At 42.8% G+C, this 23,940-nt stretch carries 23 protein-coding genes; 10 read left to right on the plus strand and 13 right to left on the minus strand.

All coding sequences use genetic code 11. The annotated features are described in order from the left end of the window. Positions 1-55: 55 nt before the first annotated feature. The 3 genes from IEW05_RS04100 to IEW05_RS04110 all read left to right on the plus strand — a co-directional run bounded on the left by IEW05_RS04100 (position 56) and on the right by IEW05_RS04110 (position 3,775). Complete coding sequence (locus IEW05_RS04100; protein ID WP_229753413.1) at positions 56-988, plus strand: ABC transporter permease; 933 nt, start codon at positions 56-58, stop codon at positions 986-988. Between the two features lie 12 nt (positions 989-1,000). Then, the gene (locus IEW05_RS04105) at positions 1,001-1,879 is read left to right on the plus strand and encodes a carbohydrate ABC transporter permease (protein WP_188536088.1); all 879 of its coding nucleotides are present in this window, start codon (positions 1,001-1,003) and stop codon (positions 1,877-1,879) included. A gap of 132 nt (positions 1,880-2,011) precedes the next feature. After that, a complete protein-coding gene (locus IEW05_RS04110; RefSeq protein WP_188536089.1) occupies positions 2,012-3,775 on the plus strand; it encodes an extracellular solute-binding protein in 1,764 nt (587 codons plus the stop codon). A 68-nt stretch (positions 3,776-3,843) separates the two neighbouring features. Here the strand turns inward: IEW05_RS04110 and IEW05_RS04115 are convergent, their stop codons facing one another. Together IEW05_RS04115 and IEW05_RS04120 are read right to left on the minus strand one after the other, a co-directional pair. Next, the gene (locus IEW05_RS04115) at positions 3,844-4,494 is read right to left on the minus strand and encodes a class F sortase (protein WP_229753249.1); all 651 of its coding nucleotides are present in this window, start codon (positions 4,492-4,494) and stop codon (positions 3,844-3,846) included. 45 nt (positions 4,495-4,539) lie between these two features. After that, positions 4,540-4,788: a hypothetical protein gene (locus IEW05_RS04120; protein WP_188536091.1), complete on the minus strand. Its 249-nt coding sequence runs from the start codon at positions 4,786-4,788 to the stop codon at positions 4,540-4,542. Positions 4,789-4,987: 199 nt separating this feature from the next. Between IEW05_RS04120 and pdxK the strand changes: the two genes are divergently transcribed. Then, positions 4,988-5,809: a pyridoxine/pyridoxal/pyridoxamine kinase gene (gene pdxK, locus IEW05_RS04125; RefSeq protein ID WP_188536092.1), complete on the plus strand. Its 822-nt coding sequence runs from the start codon at positions 4,988-4,990 to the stop codon at positions 5,807-5,809. A gap of 71 nt (positions 5,810-5,880) precedes the next feature. Beyond that, positions 5,881-6,024 (plus strand): hypothetical protein, encoded by a 144-nt coding sequence (locus IEW05_RS25565; protein WP_194434088.1) that lies wholly within the window; start codon positions 5,881-5,883, stop codon positions 6,022-6,024. Between the two features lie 88 nt (positions 6,025-6,112). On the opposite strand, the gene IEW05_RS04130 is transcribed toward IEW05_RS25565, so the two are convergent. The 7 genes from IEW05_RS04130 to IEW05_RS04160 form a co-directional block, all read right to left on the minus strand. Further along, complete coding sequence (locus tag IEW05_RS04130; RefSeq protein WP_188536093.1) at positions 6,113-6,796, minus strand: HAD family hydrolase; 684 nt, start codon at positions 6,794-6,796, stop codon at positions 6,113-6,115. 168 nt (positions 6,797-6,964) lie between these two features. Then, the gene (locus tag IEW05_RS04135) at positions 6,965-8,074 is read right to left on the minus strand and encodes a YheC/YheD family endospore coat-associated protein (protein ID WP_373285778.1); all 1,110 of its coding nucleotides are present in this window, start codon (positions 8,072-8,074) and stop codon (positions 6,965-6,967) included. A 56-nt stretch (positions 8,075-8,130) separates the two neighbouring features. Then, positions 8,131-8,580: a GNAT family N-acetyltransferase gene (locus IEW05_RS04140; RefSeq protein ID WP_188536096.1), complete on the minus strand. Its 450-nt coding sequence runs from the start codon at positions 8,578-8,580 to the stop codon at positions 8,131-8,133. Between the two features lie 18 nt (positions 8,581-8,598). Then, on the minus strand, positions 8,599-9,726 hold the full coding sequence (locus IEW05_RS04145; protein ID WP_188536099.1) for a YheC/YheD family endospore coat-associated protein: 1,128 nt from the start codon (positions 9,724-9,726) through the stop codon (positions 8,599-8,601). Next, positions 9,726-11,099 (minus strand): YheC/YheD family endospore coat-associated protein, encoded by a 1,374-nt coding sequence (locus tag IEW05_RS04150; RefSeq protein WP_188536101.1) that lies wholly within the window; start codon positions 11,097-11,099, stop codon positions 9,726-9,728. Before IEW05_RS04150 ends, IEW05_RS04145 begins: the two co-directional genes overlap by 1 nt. A gap of 23 nt (positions 11,100-11,122) precedes the next feature. Then, the gene (locus IEW05_RS04155; RefSeq protein ID WP_188536103.1) at positions 11,123-12,238 is read right to left on the minus strand and encodes a YheC/YheD family endospore coat-associated protein; all 1,116 of its coding nucleotides are present in this window, start codon (positions 12,236-12,238) and stop codon (positions 11,123-11,125) included. Further along, positions 12,235-13,620 (minus strand): YheC/YheD family endospore coat-associated protein, encoded by a 1,386-nt coding sequence (locus tag IEW05_RS04160; RefSeq protein WP_188536105.1) that lies wholly within the window; start codon positions 13,618-13,620, stop codon positions 12,235-12,237. Before IEW05_RS04160 ends, IEW05_RS04155 begins: the two co-directional genes overlap by 4 nt. Positions 13,621-13,766: 146 nt before the next feature. On the opposite strand from IEW05_RS04160, the gene IEW05_RS04165 reads away from it, so the two are divergent. Together IEW05_RS04165 and IEW05_RS04170 are read left to right on the plus strand one after the other, a co-directional pair. After that, positions 13,767-14,123, plus strand: a complete 357-nt coding sequence (locus IEW05_RS04165) for a YlbF/YmcA family competence regulator (RefSeq protein ID WP_188536107.1) — start codon at positions 13,767-13,769, stop codon at positions 14,121-14,123. 101 nt (positions 14,124-14,224) lie between these two features. Further along, complete coding sequence (locus tag IEW05_RS04170; protein WP_188536109.1) at positions 14,225-14,518, plus strand: hypothetical protein; 294 nt, start codon at positions 14,225-14,227, stop codon at positions 14,516-14,518. Positions 14,519-14,583: 65 nt separating this feature from the next. Here IEW05_RS04170 and ilvB read toward each other — a convergent pair whose 3' ends face one another. Next, complete coding sequence (gene ilvB, locus IEW05_RS04175; protein ID WP_229753250.1) at positions 14,584-16,293, minus strand: biosynthetic-type acetolactate synthase large subunit; 1,710 nt, start codon at positions 16,291-16,293, stop codon at positions 14,584-14,586. 193 nt (positions 16,294-16,486) lie between these two features. Between ilvB and IEW05_RS04180 the strand changes: the two genes are divergently transcribed. Both IEW05_RS04180 and IEW05_RS04185 read left to right on the plus strand, forming a co-directional pair. After that, positions 16,487-17,212, plus strand: coding sequence for a YwiC-like family protein (locus IEW05_RS04180; RefSeq protein WP_188536111.1), 726 nt, complete (start codon positions 16,487-16,489; stop codon positions 17,210-17,212). 156 nt (positions 17,213-17,368) lie between these two features. Then, positions 17,369-18,703, plus strand: coding sequence for a DRTGG domain-containing protein (locus tag IEW05_RS04185; protein ID WP_188536113.1), 1,335 nt, complete (start codon positions 17,369-17,371; stop codon positions 18,701-18,703). Between the two features lie 25 nt (positions 18,704-18,728). On the opposite strand, the gene IEW05_RS04190 is transcribed toward IEW05_RS04185, so the two are convergent. Genes IEW05_RS04190 through IEW05_RS04200 form a run of 3 tightly spaced genes read right to left on the minus strand, consistent with a single transcriptional unit; the run spans position 18,729 to position 19,909 of the window. Next, positions 18,729-19,028, minus strand: a complete 300-nt coding sequence (locus IEW05_RS04190; RefSeq protein ID WP_188536115.1) for a YtpI family protein — start codon at positions 19,026-19,028, stop codon at positions 18,729-18,731. 57 nt (positions 19,029-19,085) lie between these two features. Further along, positions 19,086-19,574, minus strand: a complete 489-nt coding sequence (locus IEW05_RS04195; RefSeq protein WP_505818304.1) for a sporulation membrane protein YtrI — start codon at positions 19,572-19,574, stop codon at positions 19,086-19,088. Between the two features lie 5 nt (positions 19,575-19,579). After that, positions 19,580-19,909 (minus strand): YtrH family sporulation protein, encoded by a 330-nt coding sequence (locus IEW05_RS04200; protein ID WP_188536119.1) that lies wholly within the window; start codon positions 19,907-19,909, stop codon positions 19,580-19,582. A gap of 251 nt (positions 19,910-20,160) precedes the next feature. Here IEW05_RS04200 and IEW05_RS04205 point away from each other — a divergent pair, with 251 nt between their 5' ends. Beyond that, the gene (locus tag IEW05_RS04205) at positions 20,161-23,901 is read left to right on the plus strand and encodes a DNA polymerase III subunit alpha (RefSeq protein WP_188536121.1); all 3,741 of its coding nucleotides are present in this window, start codon (positions 20,161-20,163) and stop codon (positions 23,899-23,901) included. The last annotated feature ends 39 nt before the right edge of the window (positions 23,902-23,940 follow it).

The raw sequence follows: 23,940 nt of genomic DNA on the forward strand, positions 1-23,940 counted from the left end.
TCAATCCGTAAAAATGAACTTAGAGAGGATTATGGGCATGGAAACAACAAAAAAGATGAGTGTAAAAAGCACTCTGGCTACGCGGCCCGGACTTAAAGGTTTTCTAAAACGGACATGGCCATTGCATGTGATGCTGCTGCCCGCCGTCGTATTACAGTTTATTTTTGGTTATATGCCGCTTAGTGGGCTTGTAATCGCATTCAAAAATTTCAAACCATATGATGGGATTTGGGGTTCCAAATGGGCAGGATTAGAGCATTTTCGGTATATGTTCGAATACCCGGATAGCAAGCAGGTTATTCTGAATACCGCGCTGATCGCTGGATTAAAGATCCTATTTAATATCATAGTGCCATTTACATTTGCGCTACTGTTAAATGAAGTCAGACGTAATTCGGTCAAAAGAACGGTACAAACGCTCGTATATTTGCCTTATTTCATTTCTTGGGTGTTCCTTGGGGGAATATTGAGCGACATGCTCTCATCTGACGGCATTATTAACATGATGCTACAAAATTGGTTCGGCCTTGAACCGATCATGTTTCTGGCTAGTGGCAATTGGTTCCGCTTTATCGTCGTCGTCAGTGATGTTTGGCAGCAATTTGGTTTTGGAACGATCGTTTATCTTGCGGCCCTTGCCGGGGTTAATCCATCACTGTATGAAGCGGCAGAGGTTGATGGTGCAAATCGCTGGAGGCAAACACTAAGCGTGACGATTCCATCTCTTACACCTATCGTTATTGTGGTAGCCACACTTGCTATCGGTAATATTCTCAACGCGGGCTTCGACCAAATATTCAATTTATATAATCCACTTGTTTACGATAAAGGTGATATCATCGATACTTTCGTGTATCGCACGGGTATTCTGAATGGTCAGTATAGCTTTGCAACAGCAGTTGGCGTCTTTAAATCGTTAGTTGGATTTGTACTCATTGTGATTGGTTACAGGTTGGCATACAAGCTGGCGGACTACAAAATATTCTAAGGGGGTGCGGACATGTATTATAAAACACCGGGATACAGGGTATTCACCATATTCAATTACATCTTACTTATCATGGCCGGATTGTTATGCCTCTTGCCAATCATTCACATCTTAGCAATCAGCTTCAGTGCGAGTGCACCTGCCAATGCGCATCTGGTTGGGTTGTTACCCATTGATTTTAGTATTGAATCGTACTCAAAGACCTTAAACAATCCGAATTTCTTGCGGGCGTTCTTCATTTCAATAGGACGAACTATACTGGGCACTTTTATGACCATGAGTGTTATTACGCTTGCCGGATATTCTTTGTCCAAGGATTCGACGGTTCTCAAAAGCCGCAATATCTATGCTTGGTATTTCGTATTCACCATGTTATTCACTGGTGGAATGATTCCTTTGTATATGGTTGTACGCAATTTGCATCTCATGGATACCATATGGGCACTCGTATTACCAGGTGCGGTGCAAGTGTTTAATATGATTCTTCTCATGAATTTCTTCAGGGCAACGCCGAAGGAATTGGAGGAGGCGGCACTGATTGATGGAGCTGGACACTTTACCGTTCTGTTTCGGATCTACTTACCGCTTGCGATGGCATCCATAGCTACATTATCATTGTTCTCTATCGTCGGAAGTTGGAATGCTTGGTTCGACGGATTGTTATATATTAACAATTACCGCAACTATCCACTTGCAACATTTCTGCAGACCGTTATTGTGCAGCAGGATTTCAGTAAGTTGATTGCAGATCCAAGAGAGCTGATTAACATTTCAACGCGGACAGTGAAGGCCGCTCAGATATTTATCGGAATGTTACCAGTACTGGTTGTGTATCCGTTTATGCAGCGGTATTTCGTAAAGGGAATCGTGCTCGGGGCAATAAAAGAATAACAAAGCAAGAAGATAATAAATTAGTATCTGCCCCAAATCTCGGGTATATCCTAATTCCAAAACGAGATTTATAGTTTAAAATGTAGAGTGTTGGTAAGCGCTCACAATATTGCATAGGGGGAAATGAATAAGATGCGATTCAAACGAATGTTCAGTGTATTGCTGATTACAGCTTTGGCGCTCAGTGTGACTGCTTGCTCGGGAGGCAACAACAATAAGCCTTCAGCCAGCAATTCTGGCACGAATAACCAGAGTAAAACTAGCAATACCGATGGAAAGAACTCAAATAGTGCCGTTGACGAAACCGGTTGGGATGGTAGCAAATATGTTGATCCAATTACAATTACGACTGTAAAAGCCGTCGGTAACAATTACTACTACAAGACTGGCGAAACTATGGAGAATAACGTTCTTAATACTTATATGAAAGATAAGTTAGGCATCGATGTGAAATACGATTGGGTTGTAACTGATACAAATGAGGCTTATAAAACGAAGATACGACTTATGCTTTCCTCTGGGGATAAAATGCCGGATGTCATCACCTACCGGGGCGACATGGAAACAGTCAATATGTTGATCGATTCTGGTCAGTTCATGGACGTTAGTGACCTGTTCGACAAGTATGCAGGTGAGGCTTACAAAAAAGGTGTGGCACTGAACCCGGATACTTTGCTACCAGTAACCCGCGATGGCAAAATGATGGCATTGCCGGTGTTGGACTATGCTTACAACGATGATATGTTGCTATGGTTACGTCAAGATTGGATGGATAAGCTTGGATTACAAGCACCGAAGACAATTGCTGATTTCGAGAATATTATGGACGCATTTGTTAACCAAGATCCCGATGGCAATGGTAAGAAGGATACACTTGGTCTTGCAGCTGGATTCAAGAATACTTATCTGAGCTGGATTGCTGATATCAGCTGGGTGTTCGGTGCATATGGTACAATGCCTGAGTTATGGAACAAAGCAGCAGATGGTAGTTTGACCTACGGTTCAGTTGATCCTGGTGCTAAGCAAGCGCTTGAAACATTGAAATCATGGATGGATAAAGGATATATTTCCAAAGATTCAGGTATGATCGACGAAACAGGTGGATATGAGCTATTCACCAAAGGGCAAGCAGGTGCGATCGTTGGCCGTAACTGGTTACCGGATTGGCCGTTTGGTGATTTGTTAAACAATGTTCCAACAGCAAAATACAAAGGTTATCCGATTCCGGCTGGTCCTGATGGAAAAATTGGGTCGCAAAGTGGTAATCCGTCAGTTAACGGTTGGATGTTGATCAATAAGGACGCAAAGAATCCAGAAGCGCTTCTACGTTATTATAACTTCTTCTTCGATAACTGGGCTAATCCGCAAGCAGGTAGTGAGTTCGAGAACGGATTCGCGGAAGGTTATGACTATGCGAAGCTACCAGACGGTACAATTACGAAGGATCCTGCTAAATATCCTGACCTATTCCCAGGGTATGGAGACCGTACACATTTGGTTGAACCGATCTACTACTCGCTTACTTATGAGGGTGCACGTGATCCTGCATTATATGCAGAGACTATGAGTAAGCTGGCGGACGGTGGCAAGCCAGAAACACCTTATGAAATTGCAACAGCTAACAGCCGTAAGAAAGAGAATGTTGATGCGATGAAGATCGTGTTGGATCAGAAGGATATTCGTATGAAGAATTACTTCCAAGGACCACTAACTGAAACGATGACTTCGAAGAATGAACTGCTGTTGAAACTGATCCGTCAAACATATTCAAAAATTGTATACGGCCAATCCCCAATCGATGAGTTTGATACGATGGTAGCTAACTGGAAGAAAACTGGCGGGGATCAAATTACAACGGAAGTAAATGATTGGTATAAATCTGCCAGTGGCAAATAAATAGACATTAAAGACAATAAAGGAACGCTACTATTATTAATAGCGTTCCTTTTTTTATGGTTTGATTATCATTTATATTCCAGTTTTGTATATACAACAAGTCTTTTTTCGTGTTCTTGTTTCTTTCTGCTGTATTTTCCAGTGCATGTAATCAAATTTAAACGGGAGTCATCAGTTTCTCCAAAGATCCGGTCTTCAGGAGCCTCGAAAGTATTATATATTTCAACGGATTCAACTGTATAAGTTAGTTGACGTCCAGTTTTATTATTACGAACAATAACAGCGTCTCCACGTTTTAGTTTTTTTAAATTAAAAAAAATAGCTGGACCGGTGTAACTATCTACATGTCCGTCCAAAATAATATTACCTTTCCCACCAGCCAATATACCGGGTTGTAGAATGCCAACGAGTGTTGTATCTTTTGGAACAGCCATTTGACCGTCTTTAAGCAGACCTATCGGAACAATTTTCGCAGAAACATGAATGGCAGGAATTACTAGCTGAGTTGGCATAAATGGTTTGATTTCAGGTTGTTTGGCTTTAATTTCTTGAGTCTCCTGCAGCATTTTTGGCCCTGTGGGGACCTTGTTTATCACTGGAGGTTGAGATGAACTAGATGGATTATTCTGCTGCTTATTCTTTTGGATATTAGGGCTTGAACAACTAACAAGGCTGCAAGTAAACATGATTATTATGCATACGGATATCCACTTTTTCATATTTAAGAAAAGAAAGAGGGAGCTATTTGTCCCTCTTTCATCCTCCTACTCGGTTTGTTCGCTCGCGCCACCGAACCCGGTTTTTGGCATTTTTGTAGCTTTTGCTTTGATGCTTTTTGCTTTTATGCTTTTGGTTTTGATGCTTTTTGCTTTATGGCTCTTCATATGCATTTTTTTCTCATGAGCTTTTACTTCATGATGTTTATGTGTTGCAGGAGCGGCACTTGCACTTACTGCAGAGACTGTTGAGAGTAGTAAACAAGCTGACAAAATGGCCACAGATATTTTTTTCATGTGTGTGATCGCCTCCAATGAAGTTGTTATCCCCACAAGTTATAATCTCCAAAAGCCAAAAATTTAGGCTGGTAAATTATCCATTCATCTTTTTGTATCTTCAAAAATTATTTATAGCCATTTTATTTCAAGTTTTCTGATATAATAAGACAATATATTTTTTAGGTTTGAATATAATGGGACAAGGAGAATTATCTTTATGAGTGTGCGAAAAACGTTAACGGTTGCTGGTAGTGATTCTAGTGGTGGTGCAGGTATTCAAGCTGATTTGAAGACCTTTCAGGAATATGGAACTTATGGATTCAGCGCGCTAACAACGATCGTGACTATGGATCCGGATAATGGTTGGCATCATAAGGTCTATCCAATGGATGCAACGCTTGTTGCTGAACAATTGAAGACGATTTTAGCTGGCGGGCCAGTGGACGCTATGAAGACTGGGATGTTAGGCAGCGTAGACATCATTAAAGTGGTGGAGTCTACGATTTTAGCCAATCAACAAAAAAATGTTGTCATTGACCCTGTTATGGTATGTAAAGGGGAGGACGAAGTTTTGAATCCCGATAGTGCGGATGCGATTCGTGATTTGCTTCTACCGCTTGCTACGGTTACGACACCAAATCTTTTTGAAGCTGGAGTATTATCCGGTTTAGGTAAGCTTTCTACAATTGACGATATGAAGGAAGCTGCCAAGAAAATCCACGAGCTAGGTGCAGAGAATGTGGTCATTAAAGGCGGAAAAGCTTTGGATGGCGAAAAGGCTATTGATCTTTTTTATGATGGATCGGAGTTTACTGTGTATGAAACTGCTAAAATTGAGCCAGCTCATAATCATGGAGCGGGTTGTACATTTGCGGCTGCCATAACTGGTGGTTTAGCCAATGGGCTTACTGTGCAAGAGGCTGTAGCGAAGGCGAAAGACTTTGTAACAGAAGCAATCCGTGCAGGATATCAATTTAATGAATATGTTGGACCCGTTTTCCACGGTGGTTACCGGTTGAATGGAGCTGACAAAGCTTAAGATTCGAAGGTTATAGGTCAAATTGAAAAACAAGCAGAAACCCATTCGGGATTCTGCTTGTTTTTTTGTTTTTGTTGTTTTGTCGTTATACAATTGTGATACTGCCACCAGCATATCCAGTTACTGTAGAAGCTAAAGCAGAAGAAGAGAGTCTTGTTTACGCCGTTACTGGTATTGAAAGTCCAGTAGCAACATTACATGCCGTAATTGAATAAAATAACAAACAGCTAGTTTCCAATAACCCGGATACTTGCTGTTTTTTATCACCATTTACCAAAACTCCAAGATAACACAATTATTGTATTAGAAAGCCTCATCATACAATTGAATCAACTCATCGAAGGATGTGATCAAAACGTCAGCACCATCCAATTCAATACCTGCACCAAAACCGGCATATGCACACCCAATTACAGTCTGACCATTCTTCTGACCTGCTTCCACATCAGAGGAACGGTCACCAACCATCCATGCATTGTTTACTCCGTGGTTATCTAGCAAAAGTCTGACCAATTCCACTTTGGATTTGGTTTTATGTTCTCCAGCGCTATAAACCCCTTCAAATAATGATATTATCTTATGAGTTTCCGCTACGTCCTTCACATATAACTCCAGTCCATTACTAGCCACAAAAAGACGTACTCCATGCTCTCTTAACTTCATCAATGTTTCTGCTACTCTCGGGTATAATTCAGTAGCATACTCTTGTAATCCCTCATGTTCAAGTTGTAACAATAATTCATCTGCCCGAAGATGAACAACTTCATCATGGTTTGGAAGGACCTTCTTCCAAATTTGATCTAGCAACATACCAAGACAGCTTAAAATAATCTCCTCAGGTGGTGTTTCTCCGGAGTATAAACCTTCTAATCGCAGCTGATCAAATACTTGATGATATACAGGAATAAGCAACGTCTCCGTCTTAAACAATGTTCCATCCATGTCAAAAATAATAGCTTCTGGTCTCTTCAATGTCCTTCTCTCCATCTCTACATCCCTTCAGTATGTATAGTTATAGCCCCATATTAGGCTAAAATTTATTGCTTGTACACCCTGTATTCTGTTGAAAATCTGTAGTCAAATACAAAACATGATACCTCCGTTACTATCGTATTCATACATTTCTTAGCATGCTTAATAACATAAACGCCACCCTTAAGGGGCGGCGCTTTGTTTGTACATCCACATTGCATATTCAAGTGGTTTTATAATAGCCTGCCTATAGGCTTCTAAATCTCCCGACTGCTTGAATACCTCGCGTGCTGGTTTGGGGTTGACCTCGAGCAAGTATACATGGCCGCTCTTGTCGATCGCTAGATCAAGAGCGAGTTCGCATAGCGCTCCATAAGACTCCTCCAAATAATCCGCAACTTCAAGGCTGAATTTCTCCGCCGTATTACGAATCTCAACTCGATTCTCTTCGTTTGGGATCGATTCCTTGAGCAACGTATTCATCGTGACTGCATGCCCACCTCCGTGTAAATTGGAAGTGACGCTACGAGGGGGGCCTATACGCCCTGCACAGCCGGTAACCTCCCATTTTCCATTTCCGTTCTTCTGTACCAGCATCCGATAGTCATGGACTCTACCACTTGGGAGTTTAATCTGAATCCCTTGCTGGACAATAAAAGGAGTTTTTCCTTTCCAATGAAGTAAATATGAACTCAGACGAGCTCCATTGAATTTCTGGGCAGGAATGATCTGGCGGGTTTGTTTTCTACCTTGAACTAAATAATTATCGTTTCCTAGTTTGTCGATCCGCAGAATACCCCTTCCCCCCGTTCCGTTAATGGGTTTGATATATACGGATGAATGGTTCCTCAGAGTTGAAGTCACATTGTTGAAACTTTGAAATAGAGCCGTTTCAGGTAAATACGGACGAAATTTCGATTTCTGGTAAAGTGTTTGATGAACGGTCCACTTGTTGCGTAGAGGTCGATTGAGGAATTTCAAATTTCGATATCGAACCCTGAATTTTTTTAATTGCTCGAATCGTTTACTGTGTTGAATCCTGCAGCGGTCGAAAATGAGGTTAGGGAAATTACTCCATTTACGTGACCAAGTTTTTGTTTTGGGATCATAAAATAGGGCGAAGATTTTTCCCTTGCTATCGTATACATCCATTGGCGTAAATACAAATACATCCAATCCGATTCTTTGTCCTTCTGATATCATTTGCTGATAAATATGCCGCTCTTCAAGTTGCTTCTTATCATTAAGATATAAAGTTAATATACCTAGAACGGGTTGAGACAACAAAATCACCTTCTTTGAACGACGTTGGCGGCACGACTTTATTATGTTAGAGGGAGACCGAGCTTCTATTCTAACAGCAGGAGTGTCTTGCCATTAAGACCTTTGACTATACCTCTTGCACTTAGACCTGCGTGAAAACACATTTGGAGACTGGAAATGTTGCTTAAGGTAACGCGGCAGGACAATCGTCCAAGAGTGGATAATTGGTTCATTAGAAGCTTTGAACCTAATCCTGTTCCACGATACAGGGAATGAACGACGACTAAGCAGATCCCCTTGCCGTAAGAGGTCACACAGGAAACTCCAGCTATTCTTTCGCCATCCTCAGTTTTGATGGTGGCTACTAGTAGAGAAGTTCCCGGAGTATCCAAATCTCTGGGAGATAGCTTTCGGAGAATGCGATAATTCTCTGTGCTGATGACTTTTCTGCCAAAACGTTGGATGAATGACAGGATCTCACTGAATTGTAGCTCCCAAGCAACCCCCTTATCGGCAAGCAAGGATCTGATTTCCATGACGATGTACCTCCCTTGTTAACTTAACTTTTTAGACTGTTGATATAAATAATGACTATATTGAAAAATACGTTCCAGTGATTTTTTGCGAATATGTGGTTCATCAAACTTCATGGGTTTGGCGTTCGCTTCAAAAAACCACATTTTCCCATTAGTATCTATGCCGAGGTCCATGGACATTTCACCTAAATTATATCCCGCTCCCTTCTCAAGTTGTTTGGCTATGAGTAGAGAGTTGGATTTCAAACGATTAAGCAAATTCGTCGTCATTTCCTGGCCAAATAACGGCATTAGTAGCTTTTCTGGATCTTCAACACTTCCCCCCTGTGGTACATGAGTTGTAATTCGCTTGAGTCCTGCCAGACGAGCTCCGACCCCTGTGACCATCCAGACACCTTTGCCCGTTTTTTGCACGAGCACCCGTAGATCAAAGTGTCGGTTATGGTACGATGCCAAAGTGATTCCTTCCTGCATGATATAAGGTGTTTTCCCTGTCTCCCTTTTGATTCTTTTCCATAGTGAGGATAGTATGGCGGTCTTATATACTACATTTTTCTTAACTTTTCCTTGAATTGTCAGACGATATGGCATAGGACTGTGTTCGTCCATTTGCAGCAGCATGATTCCTTTGCCCGCTTTTCCACTTTCAGGTTTCAAATATAGACTTCCATAAGTCTTTAACATGGCAGATAACGATCTAGGGGTCAGCAACCTTTTGGTATCTGGAACTAGTGCTTTAGTAGAAGAGCCTTTTTTTAGCCAATCGAATAGACGCCATTTGTTGAAGAAGTAAGGGTTATAAATATGAATTGAATGGTGGTTGAGGCATTCATTGATTTTTCGTAAGACAACTTTTTTTTGTTCATCTTCACGAAGTGGAATTCGATTATAAATGATGTCTGGAAGAGGACACCATTGTTTATTCCATTCTTTCTCATCTGGATTGAACAGGTATCCTTGAACCCGTGAAGAGGAGAGCTTTAAATCTTTAGTAGTAACAATATATACTGGGTAGTTGAGTTCCCGACCTGTTTTCATAATATCTTTGAAGTTGGAGCGGTTTCCCCTAAAATGTTTCCATTCGTCTTCTACAGTTAAAACGGCAATGACAGGTTTTTTATCGTCTGAGAGGTGGCTTTGGATCATTAGCCTTCCCTCCTCCGGAATTTACTTAAATATAGGCAATGTTCTAAAATATGCTCAACTGATGCTTTCCCCTCATTACGTAAGGAAGGATGCTTGAATATAGAACGTCCTGGTTTGGCGTTGGCTTCGAACATCCATACTTTTTCGTCTTTGTCGATCCCGATGTCGAAGCCAAGTTCCCCGACTAGGTGGTTTTGATGAGTTTCGATTGATTCTGCTAATGAGATAGCGACGGATTTGGCATAGCGGAGGACTTCATCTCCCCTTGAGCCAAAGGCTCGATCAAGTGCTTGTTCCGGAGTCAATAACGATCCACCATTTTTAAGATGGGTAGTTACACTACCTTTACCAGCCTTTTTGGCTCCAATTCCTACGACAACCCACTGGTTCTTTCCGTTCTTATGCATGTGGAACCTGAAATCAATTGGGCAACCATCGATTTCGATTAGTCTGATACCTTGCTGTGCAACGTAACCTCTGAGGGCACTTCCATGCCGCGATTGAAATGTTCGCATTAGGCTTCCGAAAGAATTAAAACGAAGTAGTGCATTTTTGTTTCCTTTACGATAGCGAGCATAATATCCATTCTTAGCAACATAAGATAAACGATAAATCCCATGCCCAAGACTACCGTTATTGGGTTTGTAGTATATAAGAGAATGACGTTGTAGCAAATCCTTGATTTGCTCTGGTGATGGATTCATGATGGATTCAGGCACATGTCGGTTTGCTACAGGATCTTTTTCAAGCAGACGGTATATGTCTGATTTATTGAAGAAGCTCCAGTTAAAGAAAGGTATTTTCCGGCGGATAAACCGCTCGCGAAGTTGATTTATCGATAAGGAAGTTTCCGCACGACGGCTAGGCAGTCGGTTATATACAACATCGGGAAGAGGTACTGTCTTCCGGACAAACCGCCCAGCTTCATTTAGAAAATAGCCATGTACCTTTTCGTCTTCCCAATGGATATTTTTTGGTGTAAAGGCGAATATATAGGCCTGTTTGCTACCCTGTCTCAGAAGTTGTTTAATAAATCCTGTCCGAGATCCAAAAGGATTAACAGCGGAAGATGTTGGACCGTCAGATAAAATGCCAATGAGCGGGCCAATTTGAACATCGCCGTCTTGTAGGGTCCTCAGATGAATACCACCGGCTTGGGGGATTTTCAATTTTTTATGCACACCGGAGGAAAGATATAGATGGTTTCCACTTTTCTTAATCGGCTTGAGGGTGGCGGGAAAGAGTTCTCCACCCAATCTGAGACGAACAGACTTTTTTCCGGACAGCTTCAGGTTTTTCATTAAGGCCCCAGACACGTAGACGACCCTTTGGGGTTGCCCCGTGAGATGGACGTTGCAAAAAGTCAAACTCATGTATTTTTCCTCCTATAATTTTGCTACTCGCGGGGTCTGCTTAGCAGCAAGTAACGGGCGTAATGAATCGGATTCTCAATCGACCTTCTTGCGCTCTTCATATCACCGATCTGTGAGAAGGAGGACCGTCCTGGCTTGGAATTAACTTCCAGAATCCAGACTTTTCCTTCTTTGTCGACACCGAAATCAATACCGAGTTCTGCGAGGCGACCAAAGTAAGATTCAAGATAACTTGGGATCCTCTCTGATAATTGAGTGATAAGATGAATGAGTTCATTGCTGACAGTTGTACCTAATTCTCGACCCAGAAAAGGTAGCACCTCATAGGCAGTCCCCCCGCCATGAAGATTAGAGGTCAAAGAATTCCTCCGTCCTGCTCGCACCGCCATTCCTGTTAAGCTCCATAGTCCATTTTGATTTTTTTGCATTAATACTCTGATATCAAAAGGTTCTTCCTGTGAGCTGTTGAGCTGTAAATATTGCTGTAGCAGATAGTTTCGCTTGCCGGTGATTTTATTTATCCATTCGAAACCGTCTGCTTTATTGCGGAAAATTCTTCGAAATATAGTATTATTACCGCTCCGGCCCCTTACGCGAAGTCTGTCATCCATATTTGTGATTTTGACATGCAATGTCCGTTTTCCGTGTGTTCCATGCTGGGGTTTTAGAAAAGCTTCTCCTCCGTGAGAAGAAAGCCAGTCGGCCAATTGAATGGCCCCTGTATACTGTATAGTTTCGGGTAGGTATGGAGCGATCTCCTTGGATTTACATAGTGCCTGATAGACGGCCCACTTTCCAGCAAGTCCGCGAGTTAAATAGACAAAGGGATGATTATCAGTTAATAGAGATAAACAGCGTTGTTTGAGTCTTTGATGTTTGTTGTCACGTGAGAAGAAACGGTCGTAAATAATATCTGGGAAAGGGAACATTTTCTTAATCCAGCTCCCATTCTCATAGGTAAACCCCGGAATTAGATTTTTTCCAGAATGAACCCATGTAGGACAAAAGATATAAATCGCCATGTTATATCTTCGACCGATCATGCAAAGCTTGCGGCAGAAATCTGGTTCGGTGAAGGGGAGAGGGCCACTGCTCTCGTCAACCAAGATCCCAACTGTGCCTGGAATAGGTTTGTTCATCTTCTTCTCCCCCCAGTGAAGCCAGACAAATAACAAGCATATTCAATTACTTGTTTAACCGAGGGACGAATTTTATTTCCTCCAAGGGGAGTGTTATCGTTTTTAGATGGTTTGGAGTTGACTTCGAGTAACCAAATGCGCCCCGTCGTATCCACGGCTAAATCGATTCCGAGTTCTCCAAAGTGTGCAGGAATCTGGGTATCCACTCCGTTTGCAATATCGAGTGCTGCTTTTCGCAGACGGGTACCGATTTTAGTCTTGATGCCTCCTGGTAGAGCACTAAGAGCAATCGCTTCCTTCACGGTACTGAGTGAACCTCCACGAGCCAAATTAGATACAAAATGTTGGTTTCCAGCAGTTCGAGCAACGATGGAGGTAATATTCCATTTCCCAGCTAGATTTTTTTGCACGAGTGCCCGGAAGTCGACTGGACGCTTGGATACATCGATAAGGTTAAGACCTTGTTGAATTTGATAACGTGTTGTTTTCATTTTCTCTGATAAGGTTGAGAAGAGTTTGGCGAGTCCTGGATAAGTTTGACGCTTGGTTCCTCCTACTTGTGCTGTTAAAGTCTGATAACCCCCGCCCTCAATCCTGGAAATTCGGATGATTCCTTTCCCGAGACTTCCCCTTATAGGTTTTAGAAAAACGATGGGGTGTTTGCTACACATCGTTTTCAGCATGGCGAAATTTCGGAATAAATGAGATTCAGGCATGTACCTTGCTAATGAGGCATCATGAGCTAACGCATCAAACACTTCCGTCTTGTCAAGGAACTTTTCATTAAAGACATGGCTACCATAGCTAGATTTTACATCTTTCATAAATTGCTGTACGCTAGGTTTGTTCTCTAATTTGCGAGAAGTAAGGCGATTGTAGAATACGTCTGCGGCCGGTACCGTGGTCCGCTTCCAGCCGTCACCATAAACCCAGCCCGATATCACGCTGGAGTTTGTGTTGATTTGCTCAGGAGTGAAAAAATAAACAAAAGCCCCTTGCCGCTGACATGCATTTACAAGCTCCCTACAGAACATGGTGATTGGACCAAATGGTCTCTCCGGATTATCCGGATAATCCCTACTAAGCAGTACACCAATCAGTGGTCCAAAATGGATTGTGGAGGAATGTGGGCGGTATACCATCCGTAATGAGGATCTGTGGAAGATACCCATTTTTTTGGCAGTTCCTTGGCTGATACGCACCCCGTCAACTTTGGATAATGGAATCACCTTGATGCTCTGCCGAAATGATCCGAATGATAGTTGCAGTGAATGATTTGTGGGGATTTTCCACTGTTTGATTAGATTTTCTCCGAGCACGAGACAGTCGTCTTCCAGCAATCCCGGACTCATGATCTGTACCGTTATTTTTTTGGAGGACATGTAGCGGATCTCCTTCCAAGCTTAGGCTTGATGTTTTGGGGGCAATTGTATACTCTGCGTAAGTGCATGTAATGCATCATATGAGGACATATAATCCTTGGTGATTAACCTAATTTTGTATTTAAATATTGAGGAGGCGTAAATTGATGAACATTTATGATAAGGCGCATGAACTGGCACAATCTTTGAAAGAGAGCCCTGAGGTAAGTGAAATTAATGCAGCTATGAAAATAATCGATGCTGATCCGGAGAGCAGACGTATGCTGGATGACTTCCGTAATCGCCAAAATGAGGTACAGCAGCGGATGATGACGGGTGAAATGCCATCTCCTGAAGAGATGGAGAAGATGGAGAAGTTGTTTGAAGTATTAAGTCAAAACTTAAGTATACGGCGTTTATTTGAAGCAGAACGTCGTTTGAGCGTGATAATTCAGGATGTGAATAAGATCATTACAGACAGCCTAGTGCATTTGTATGGTTCTTCCCCTGAGTTGGAACAATAGTTTGTGAATCTCTCCTTGATTTCTTGTAATTTGTCTCATATTCTTCTGATTTACTTCATAGAATAGAGATATAGATTCAAGAAACAAAGGAGTTGCGGCAAATGAAGATTGTGAAGAAGAAAAGTAAGTTTACACATGCAATCTATTTGATTCTAGCTTTGGGCATGCTGGTATATGCTCTGCCTCTCATTTCATTCCAGCCTGGGACAGGATGGGTCTCTATATTTGGAGCGGTATGGGCTGGGTTTGCATTTCTAGTGATCGGCGCCCATCTGCATTTCATATTAGGTGTGAATGAGGAGAAACAGCGGGCGCTTGATTCTGTTCGTAAGCAAAAGCTGGAAGAATGGCAACTCAAATGGCAAGAGGAAAGCAAACAAGGTCAAAGCTTATAGTAACGATGAGGAGCCACCCATTTGGGTGGCTCCTTTATTATGGCAAGTGTGATAATTCAGCTAATCTAATTCTGTTCATCTATAATCATCCTATTATTACTTTCTCCTGGAGGAACCATAGGGTAGACATTTTGTTCTTCCTTTACGATAAATTCCATGAGAACGGGACCGGGAATTTGCAGAGCCTCTTGTATGATAGAGTCCGCTTCTATCACGGTTTCTGCACGTAAGCCGGGCACGCCGTAAGCCTTAGCAAATGTCACATAATCTGGGGAAGTTATTTGTACTGACGAATAGCGACGTTGATAAAATAACTGTTGCCATTGTCGTACCATCCCAAGATACCCGTTATTTAATATGGCAATTTTGATAGGTAAACCGTAGTCGACTGCTGTCATCATTTCCTGTAAGTTCATCTGAAAACTACCGTCACCTGTAATACAGAGGATGGGTCTAGAAATATCAGCTACGGCTGCTCCGATTGCGGCAGGAAAACCATAACCCATCGTACCAAGACCTCCTGATGTCAGGAAGGAACGTGGGTGAGTAAATCGGTAATGGTGGGCAGTCCAAATCTGATGTTGGCCTACATCCGTAGCTACAATAGCATCTCCTTTTGTATATTTGTTCAATAGTTGGATGACTTCTTGTGGATTAAGTATCCCTGGTTCGGCTCCGAAATGGGGAACCTTCTTCTGCCAGGTGGCAGTTTCTTGAGACCATAAGGTTGTAGCGGTCCGAAGGGATAGACGATTCAAATTAAGAAGTAAATTTCTAATATCTCCTTGGATGGCGAGATCCACGGGGATATTTTTGTTTAGCTCTGCATTATCGATATCGATATGAATTTTCCAGGAATCCGGTGAGAAGGATTTAACTTTACCGGACAGACGATCATTGAATCTTGCACCAAGACATAGTAATAGGTCCGCTTGATGAACCGCACGATTAGCAGCAAAGGTTCCGTGCATGCCTAACATCCCAAGATAAAGAGGGTGACTCGTAGGGAAAGAACCAATGCCCATCAAAGTACTTACAACGGGGATATTAGCTTTATCTGCTAAAACTAGCAGTTCATCTGTTGCACCTGAAGAGATGACCCCTCCACCTGCGATTAGGATAGGTCGCTTAGCGTAGTTGATTTTGTCCCAAATGGTGTTAATCGTTTCATCAGCAATTTGTGGAGTCTCGGAATACCCTCGAATTGAAATCTTGTGTTCAGGGCCAAGATCAGATTTAGCATTCATGATGTTCTTCGGTAGATCGATCACCACAGGACCTGGTCTTCCCGTAGATGCGATATGAAACGCTTCTTTAATAATCCTTGGCAATTGTTCAAGATCCATGACGACATAGTTATGTTTGGTTACATCCATCGTCATACCGAAAATATTCACTTCCTGAAAGCTGTCGCGTCCAATCAGATCAGTGGGGACCTGCCCCGTCAGAACGATGAGTGGTACAGAATCCATGAATGCATTGGCAATGCCGGTAATCGCATTTGTCGCACCGGGTCCAGAAGTCACAAGCGTTACTCCTGGTCTCCCCGTGACCCGTGCATAACCATCTGCTGCATGAACGGCTGCTTGCTCGTGCCTGGTTAAGATATGCTTGATCTCCTTACAGTCGTAAAGAGCATCATATATCGGAATGACAGCTCCTCCTGGATAGCCAAAAATCGTATCCACTTTTTCTTCAAGCAGACATTCAATGAGTAATTCTGCACCCGTTATGTGTTTTTGGTGTTGAGAAGCTGAAATCTGATATGTACTCAATTTGATATCCCCCTGATTATTTATTTTGACAATTTTAACGGATAGAATATCAATCGAGAGTGATTCTGGTCATAGGTACGGGGTTTTGATAAGCTGTCATTATTGAAGTGATGTCAATCACTAAACCGGTTTCTTGTTTGTCCATATAATAAATGTGCAAATTGGAAAACAGCCAAGAAGGGAGAAGACTTTGTTGAAGTTGAAGTATTATATTCCAAATCAGCATGGTGCTTGGGCTATGCTTATCGTTCCATTTTTGTTCGGTATGATCATTGCTGAGCCTAATCCACAGCATTTATTACTCTTTGTTTGTTGGTTACTTGTATATTTAATGATGTTCCCAATACTCCAGTGGATTCGTACGAAGAAGACAATTCAGTATCTGAGTCCGATTCTTTTTTTCGGTACGCTCTTGGTTCCTTTCGCCATTTGGCTCATTGTTCTTCGTCCTAAGATGATTCTTATAGCGCTGATGTTCATACCTTTATTCCTCGTAAATGCTTATTTTGCTAAAACAAAAAACGAACGAGCACTAATCAATGATATCGCTGCTATTGTGCAATTTAGCTTGATGGTCTTTATCTCTTTTGAGATAGGTGAAGGCACAAACTATTCCGCTGCAATGGAATTGTTCTTTGTTAGCATTCTATATTTTGTCGGAACAGCGTTCTATGTAAAAACAATTATTCGTGAGAAGAATAATAGATCATTCTATTACTTCTCCGTGGGATATCATGTTTGTTTGGTGTTGCTGTCGATGTGTTTTCTTCCATGGATGATGGTTTTGTCTGCGTGTGTACTACTAATAAGAGCTCTTTGGTTTCCACGAATGAAGATTAGTGTGAAGCAATCGGGGATAAGTGAGATTGTATTTTCTATTGTTGTATTATTGTCGGTTTGGCTTTCGTACGGGATATAAAACGAGTAGTTAAGGCCTATGAGATGATACTCATAGGTCTATTTTGTTTATTGTAACAATTCGTACAACGAGTAAGAGTTAGAACACTTTTTTTAGAATTCTAAAATGTGTATAATAGATACAGAATAGTACAGATTTGAACGGGAGGTATAACAGTTGGAGGGGCATGAAGAAAGTGTCACCAAACATGAGCAACTGCTTCAGCACATCGAAGGGCTTAAGATCGGAACGAAGATATCGGTGCGTAAGCTTGCTAAAAGTTTGGGTGTAAGTGAAGGGACGGCATATCGAGCTGTCAAAGAAGCCGAGAATCTTGGGATTGTAATTACGAAGGAACGGATCGGCACGGTACGTGTTGAGAAGAAGCCACGTAATATTTCCGACCAATTATCTTTCGGTGATGTAGTTGAGATCGTCGAAGGTCACGTGTTAGGTGGTGCAGAAGGATTGGACAAGACACTGCACAAATATGTTATTGGAGCAATGAAGATCGATGCGATGGCTCGATATATTGACGCAGGCAGCTTACTTATTGTGGGAAATCGGGAGAACACGCATTCTCTCGCTCTTGAACAGGGTGCTGGTGTATTGATTACTGGCGGTTTCGGTACGAGCCGGGAAGTTAAAGCGCTGGCAGATCGATTGTCCTTACCTATTATATCTTCACGCCATGATACATTCACAGTCGCTTCGATGATTAACCGGGCGCTATTTGACCGTCTGATTAAGAAGAAAATTATTTTGGTTGAAGACATCGTTGCTACTAAACCACGTGTGAATATGCTCAAAGTGACGAGCAATATTTCGGATTATGATCAGTTATCGCTGGAAACGGGGCAACAGCATTTCCCTGTTGTCGATGAGTGGAATCGAGTGATAGGGATCATTAGCCGTAAAGACGTGGAGGAGTTAAGTGGGGATCAAAGTATTGAGAAATGCTTGACCCGTCATCCCATTACGGTAGGACTGCAAACCTCACTTGCTTCTGCTGCGCAAATCATGGTGTGGGAAGGGATCGACTTCTTACCTGTTGTCGATCGCAACCGTAAGCTTGTTTCCTCTGTAACACGTAGAGAAGTGCTGCAGGCAATGCGTGATGCAAGGAATCAACCACAGCTCGGTGAAACGTTCGAACATTTGATGTGGAACGGTTTTGCAGAGGAACGGGATGAGCAGGGGAAACTGTTCTTCCACGGGATGGTTACACCACAAATGTCTAGCGATCTGGGTACGATATCTCATGGAGTACTGACCTCGTTGATGACACAGGCAGGTCTCAGAGCTGCAAAAGACATAGGTGGGGGAGATTATGTCGTAGATAATTTGACTAATTTCTTCATACGCCCTGTTCAAATCGAGAACCCGATCGTTATCACTCCGTTTATGCTCGAGATCAGTCGCAGGGCGTGCAAGCTAGAGATTGTTATGACTCACCAGGATCATATTGTCACAAAGGCCGTAATGACACTCCAATCCATCGATCACGCATAGAAGAGTATGTTTTAAATGTAAGAGGCTATCCCGCTTTGCGTCTTGAGAAGTTGCTATGATTACGAATACCGGCAAAAATGTTAAATGCACCAAGTACCATAAACAGAGCACCGATTACGACGCGAAGCGATGAACCCGTGAACAAAAACATTTGAATCAACGCTAGAATAATGAGCATGGCTCCCATGCTAATGTTCATTTTAGCATTGTAGAGTCCACGTAGTGTGCCATCGCTCGATCTCCGGGATCGAAAGCTAAAAACTAGTGAACAGACGCTAGAAATGATCAGCCCGACGTATAATACGTATTGAATGCCCTGGATCATGAAATAAGATGCTCCTTTTCAATTTTAATTAATTCTATTTTAATATATCATGAATAATCAGCTTCGGACATAAGGGCGCATATCAACCCAAACTTGTAGAACTCCATCACTTACTAGCATCGTCTTGACTTGAATACTATATTCTTTGTCGCGGACGTTGTATATTTTCTTATTCAACAGCGTACGAGCCATTTTGGCATCTGAATCAATCTCAAATATGCTTCTGCCACGAAGCACCTCAAGCTCTCCATGCAGTTGCTGAACTACTTCCTTAATAGCGAGTGAATCAAGTGGGGGGTCCTGCTCTTCTACCGTCACCTTGATTTCCTTGATCACAGTAGATCTTTTACTGTACTTCTTCAATGTTTTGTTGTCTTCTTCTGCTTGATACAATTGAATTTGTAGATCCTTGTTTTGGATCCAAAGCGTATTGAAGCTAGTTTGATAGACTACATTGTAAGCGACACTTCCTACAACCATCCCTAACACGAAAATGGCTGTAAACTGCATGAACTTCCTGAACCCTTTTAGTGTTGGTCGGTTGATCCCGTTCATCCCCGACTTCCTCCGCACATCCATCTCACCAGCTCCGAGCCCATATGAGCACCTAAAAAGGCGAACAGCAGATATAAAATCTGTTTGATTGCCGGAGATAAATTACCATCAAAGAAATTACTCTCAATGACCCGCATGGGGTCTATCGTTCCTCCAACTGCAGCTGCCAGAGCCCATATTTTGATGCGATCAGCAACATCCAGCATGCTCTGAGTAGGTGGTTGCAGGGATACAACTGCTCCGATGCCGCCAACCAAGGCTCCTCCAAGCACGATACCGAAGGCGATGAAAAAGTCCATAACTGCTTTGGTTAGAAACGTACTCATGTTTGCTAACTCCCCTTTTTAGGATTGTCATAACCGGTCTAAGATTTCGCTTGTCCGGTCCTATTACCTATTCTATGGGCGTATTAAAGCTATGTATGATAAAATATTTTTGAGTAGTTTAAAGTGAGTTCAAAAAGCTCTGCTGAATTCAAGATTCGATGTCGAATCCGCTTCTTGATATGCTTCGTGATCAATAATGGATTTTTGAACAACCTCTAAAAGAGTTTATTTTATTGAAGGGAAGGGGACACATGGACAGCTTCGTTCATCTTCACGTGCATAGTGAGTACAGCCTGCTGGACGGTGCCGCCCGGCTTGAAGATCTCGTACAAAAAGCAGCTGGCTTAGGTATGAAGGCGCTAGCGTTGACTGATCACGGCGTCATGTACGGTGCAGTTCCTTTTTATAAATTATGTATAGCAAACGGCATTAAGCCGATTATTGGATGTGAAATGTATTTTACGTCTGGTTCTCGTAAGGAACGAGGCAGTCGTAAAGATCAGCCGATCCATCATTTGATTCTTCTTGCCAAAGACGAAGTCGGATACCGGAATCTCATGCGACTTTGCTCCATTGGACATTTAGAAGGTTTCCATTACAAACCTAGAATTGATTGGGATGTGCTAGAGCGACATAGTGAAGGATTAATTTGTCTGAGTGCCTGTCTTGGTGGAGAAGTGCCGCAGCATTTACTTCATGGTCGATATGAGGAAGCAAAGAAAGCGGCTGGACGCTACCAAAAGGTTTTCGGTGATGATTTCTATTTGGAGTTGCAAGATCATAGCATTCCGGAGCAAAAAAGAGTGAATCCCGGGCTCATCGATCTAGCTCGTGAGTTAGGTATTTCCCTAGTTGCCACAAATGACGTTCATTATCTTGGCAGAGAAGACGCAGAGGTACAGGATGTGCTGATTTGTATCGGGACGGGGAAAACGGTAGACGATGAGGAACGTTTCAAAATGACAACGAATCAGTTGTATTTGAAAACAGGAGCAGAAATAGCTGCTTTATTTCCGCATGTACCCGAAGCGATTACGAATAGTGCACTCATTGCGGATAAATGTAATTTAGAGCTAGAATTCGGTCGTCACATTCTCCCTGCGTATTCACCAATTCCTGCGGAAATGACCGCTGAAACTTATTTGGCTTCACTCTGTGAGAAGGGACTATACAATCGATATGGTCATTTGGATTCATGGACAGACCCTGAAGAGCAAAGCCGACTGAAGCAGCGGTTGCATTATGAATTAGAAGTTATCCGTAATATGGGATTCTCTGATTATTTCCTGATCGTCTGGGATTTCATTGCTTATGCTCACCGAAATGGGATTACTACAGGACCAGGGCGGGGTTCATCAGCGGGCAGCATCGTCGCTTATGTTCTGAACATTACAGATGTTGATCCGATGAAGTACGCGCTATTGTTCGAACGATTCTTGAATCCTGAGCGGATTACGATGCCCGATATCGATATTGATTTTAACGACGAGCGAAGGGATGAGGTTATCTCTTATGTAGCCGATAAATATGGGGCAGAGCATGTGGCTCAAATCATTACATTTGGTACAATGGCGGCTCGCGCTGCAGTTCGAGATGTAGGCCGGGCGCTTAATGTTCCGTTTGGCGAAGTGGATAAGGTAGCGAAACTAATCCCAGGTAATCTGGGGATGACGATTGAGCGTGCATTGAAGGAAAGTCCTGATTTGAAGGCATTATATGATGGGCAGACTCGAATTACAGCATTGCTTGATATGGCGATGAAAGTAGAAGGCATGCCACGACACGCCTCCACGCATGCCGCAGGTGTTGTCATTTCCCGTGATCCGTTAACAGATGCTGTACCTTTGCAAGCTGGAAGTGAAGGGGCGGCACTTACTCAGTATTCGATGGAGAATCTCGAATCGATAGGTCTGCTGAAGATGGATTTTCTTGGTCTTCGAACCCTCTCGATTATTGAACGCTGTATGGCTTGGATTAGTGAAGAACAAGGCGTGACACCTGACTTTCAGCTAACCCTTGATAACGACGAGCTTACCTACGATATGTTAGGACGCGGGGAGACCACTGGAGTGTTCCAATTGGAGTCGGCGGGGTGTAGGCGTGTATTGCGTGATTTGAAGCCATCGAAATTCGAGGATATTATATCCGTTGTAGCACTGTATCGTCCTGGTCCAATGGAGTTTATTCCGAAATTCATTGCCGGTAAACATGGCGAAGTTACTGTGGAGTACCCACATCCGGATTTGCAACCGATTCTCAAAGATACGTATGGAATTATCGTGTATCAAGAGCAAATTATGCAGATTGCTTCTAGAATGGCAGGTTTCTCACTTGGAGAAGCGGATTTACTTAGACGAGCTGTTTCGAAGAAGAAGCGGGAAGTGCTGGACGAACAACGCAGTCATTTTGTAGCTGGTAGTAAGCTTCAGGGCTATACCGAGGACGAAGCAAACGTTGTGTACGATATGATTGTTAAATTTGCTAATTATGGATTTCCACGTGCTCATGCTGCAGCTTACGGTGTACTTGCGTTCCAGACTGCATATTTAAAGGCACATTTCCCTGTACATTTTATGGCCTCAATGTTAACAGCTGTCATGGGCAGCCATCGTAAGGTTGCAGAATATATTCTCGAATGCCGTCGAATGGGAATTAAGGTCATGCCACCCGATGTTAATGAAAGTGGCGTGTTATTTACACCTCAAGTACAGCTCACTGAAGCACCTGCAGCGGCAATAGATGCAGTACAGAAGTCCCTTGTGACTGATGTTGATTCAACAGGGATTACAAACGGTGTTATTCGCTTTGGTCTAGCTGCAATCAAAAATGTCGGAACACAAGCGATGGATAGTATTCTACGCGAACGTAAAGAGCGACCTTTTGACAGTTTGCTCGATTTCTGTCGTCGTGTCGATTTGCGCACGTGTAATAAGCGGGTTATTGAATCGCTCATTCAAGCTGGGGCGTTTGATTCTTTGCCGGGACACCGAGCTCAGCTGTTAGCCATGCTTGATGAAACTGTTGATGCAGCTATGAAATGGCGCAAGGAACGGGATGATTTACAAATTCAATTGTTTGATTTTGTGGAAACCCCCAACTGGGAAATTCAGTATCCCAATATCCCTGTATTTTCTATTTCACAGCAATTGGATCTGGAGCGAGAGCTCCTCGGCTTATACTTGTCTGGTCATCCGCTAGATGATTATGATGATTTGCTTGAGAAGGAAGGAATTGACCGATTGATGGAACTCACAGAAGCTCCAGATGAGAGTCGGAAAATTGTTGCTGGGATGGTCGTTTCAATAAAGACGATCATGACGAAGCAAGGTAAAGCGATGGCGTTTATGGAGTTGGAAGACCAAGTCGAACGCTGCGAGGTAGTCCTATTTCCAGAGGTATGGCGCCGTTGCTCAGGATTAATTATCAAAGGAGCGTTACTCGCTCTCAGGGCTACGGTCCAGCAGCAGGACGAAGGTTTTAAGTTGCTGGCAGACGATGTGGCACTGTTAGATGCACAGAACCTTGAGGCCTTACAGCGCGCGGCAGCGGCACGTGGCTCATCTAGAGGCAGGGAGTCTGCGAAACCTAAGAAGGTTGGTAGCTCAGCCTCAACAGATAATAACGCCGTTACACCGGTCTCTGCGGCTCCAGGGGGGCACTCCCCTTCCAAGACTATAGATAGTGATAGGGGAGACGCTGAGGACATGGTGAGGAACGCTGAGCGACCTGCTAAGGAAGGGCATGTCCGTAAATCGCAGCCGCAAGCACAACGTGTCTTTATCAAGATAGCGACCGTTAAGGAGAACGCTATTCTTTTAGAACAGCTGAAGGAGTTGCTGGAACTGCACCACGGTCCAGTGGAAACCGTACTTTTTTACGAAAGCACTGGGAAGCTGCTCGCATTGAACGAACGCTATAGCATCAAGCCCTCCCCCGACTTATTCCACCAAATGGAGGAAATGTTGGGACCGGACACTGTGAAGGTAAAGTAAGGAACATAAATCCTAGTCCGTTCTTCGATAGAAATATCG

Origin of the sequence: Paenibacillus segetis, from assembly GCF_014639155.1 — a bacterium.
Taxonomy (GTDB): domain Bacteria; phylum Bacillota; class Bacilli; order Paenibacillales; family Paenibacillaceae; genus Fontibacillus; species Fontibacillus segetis.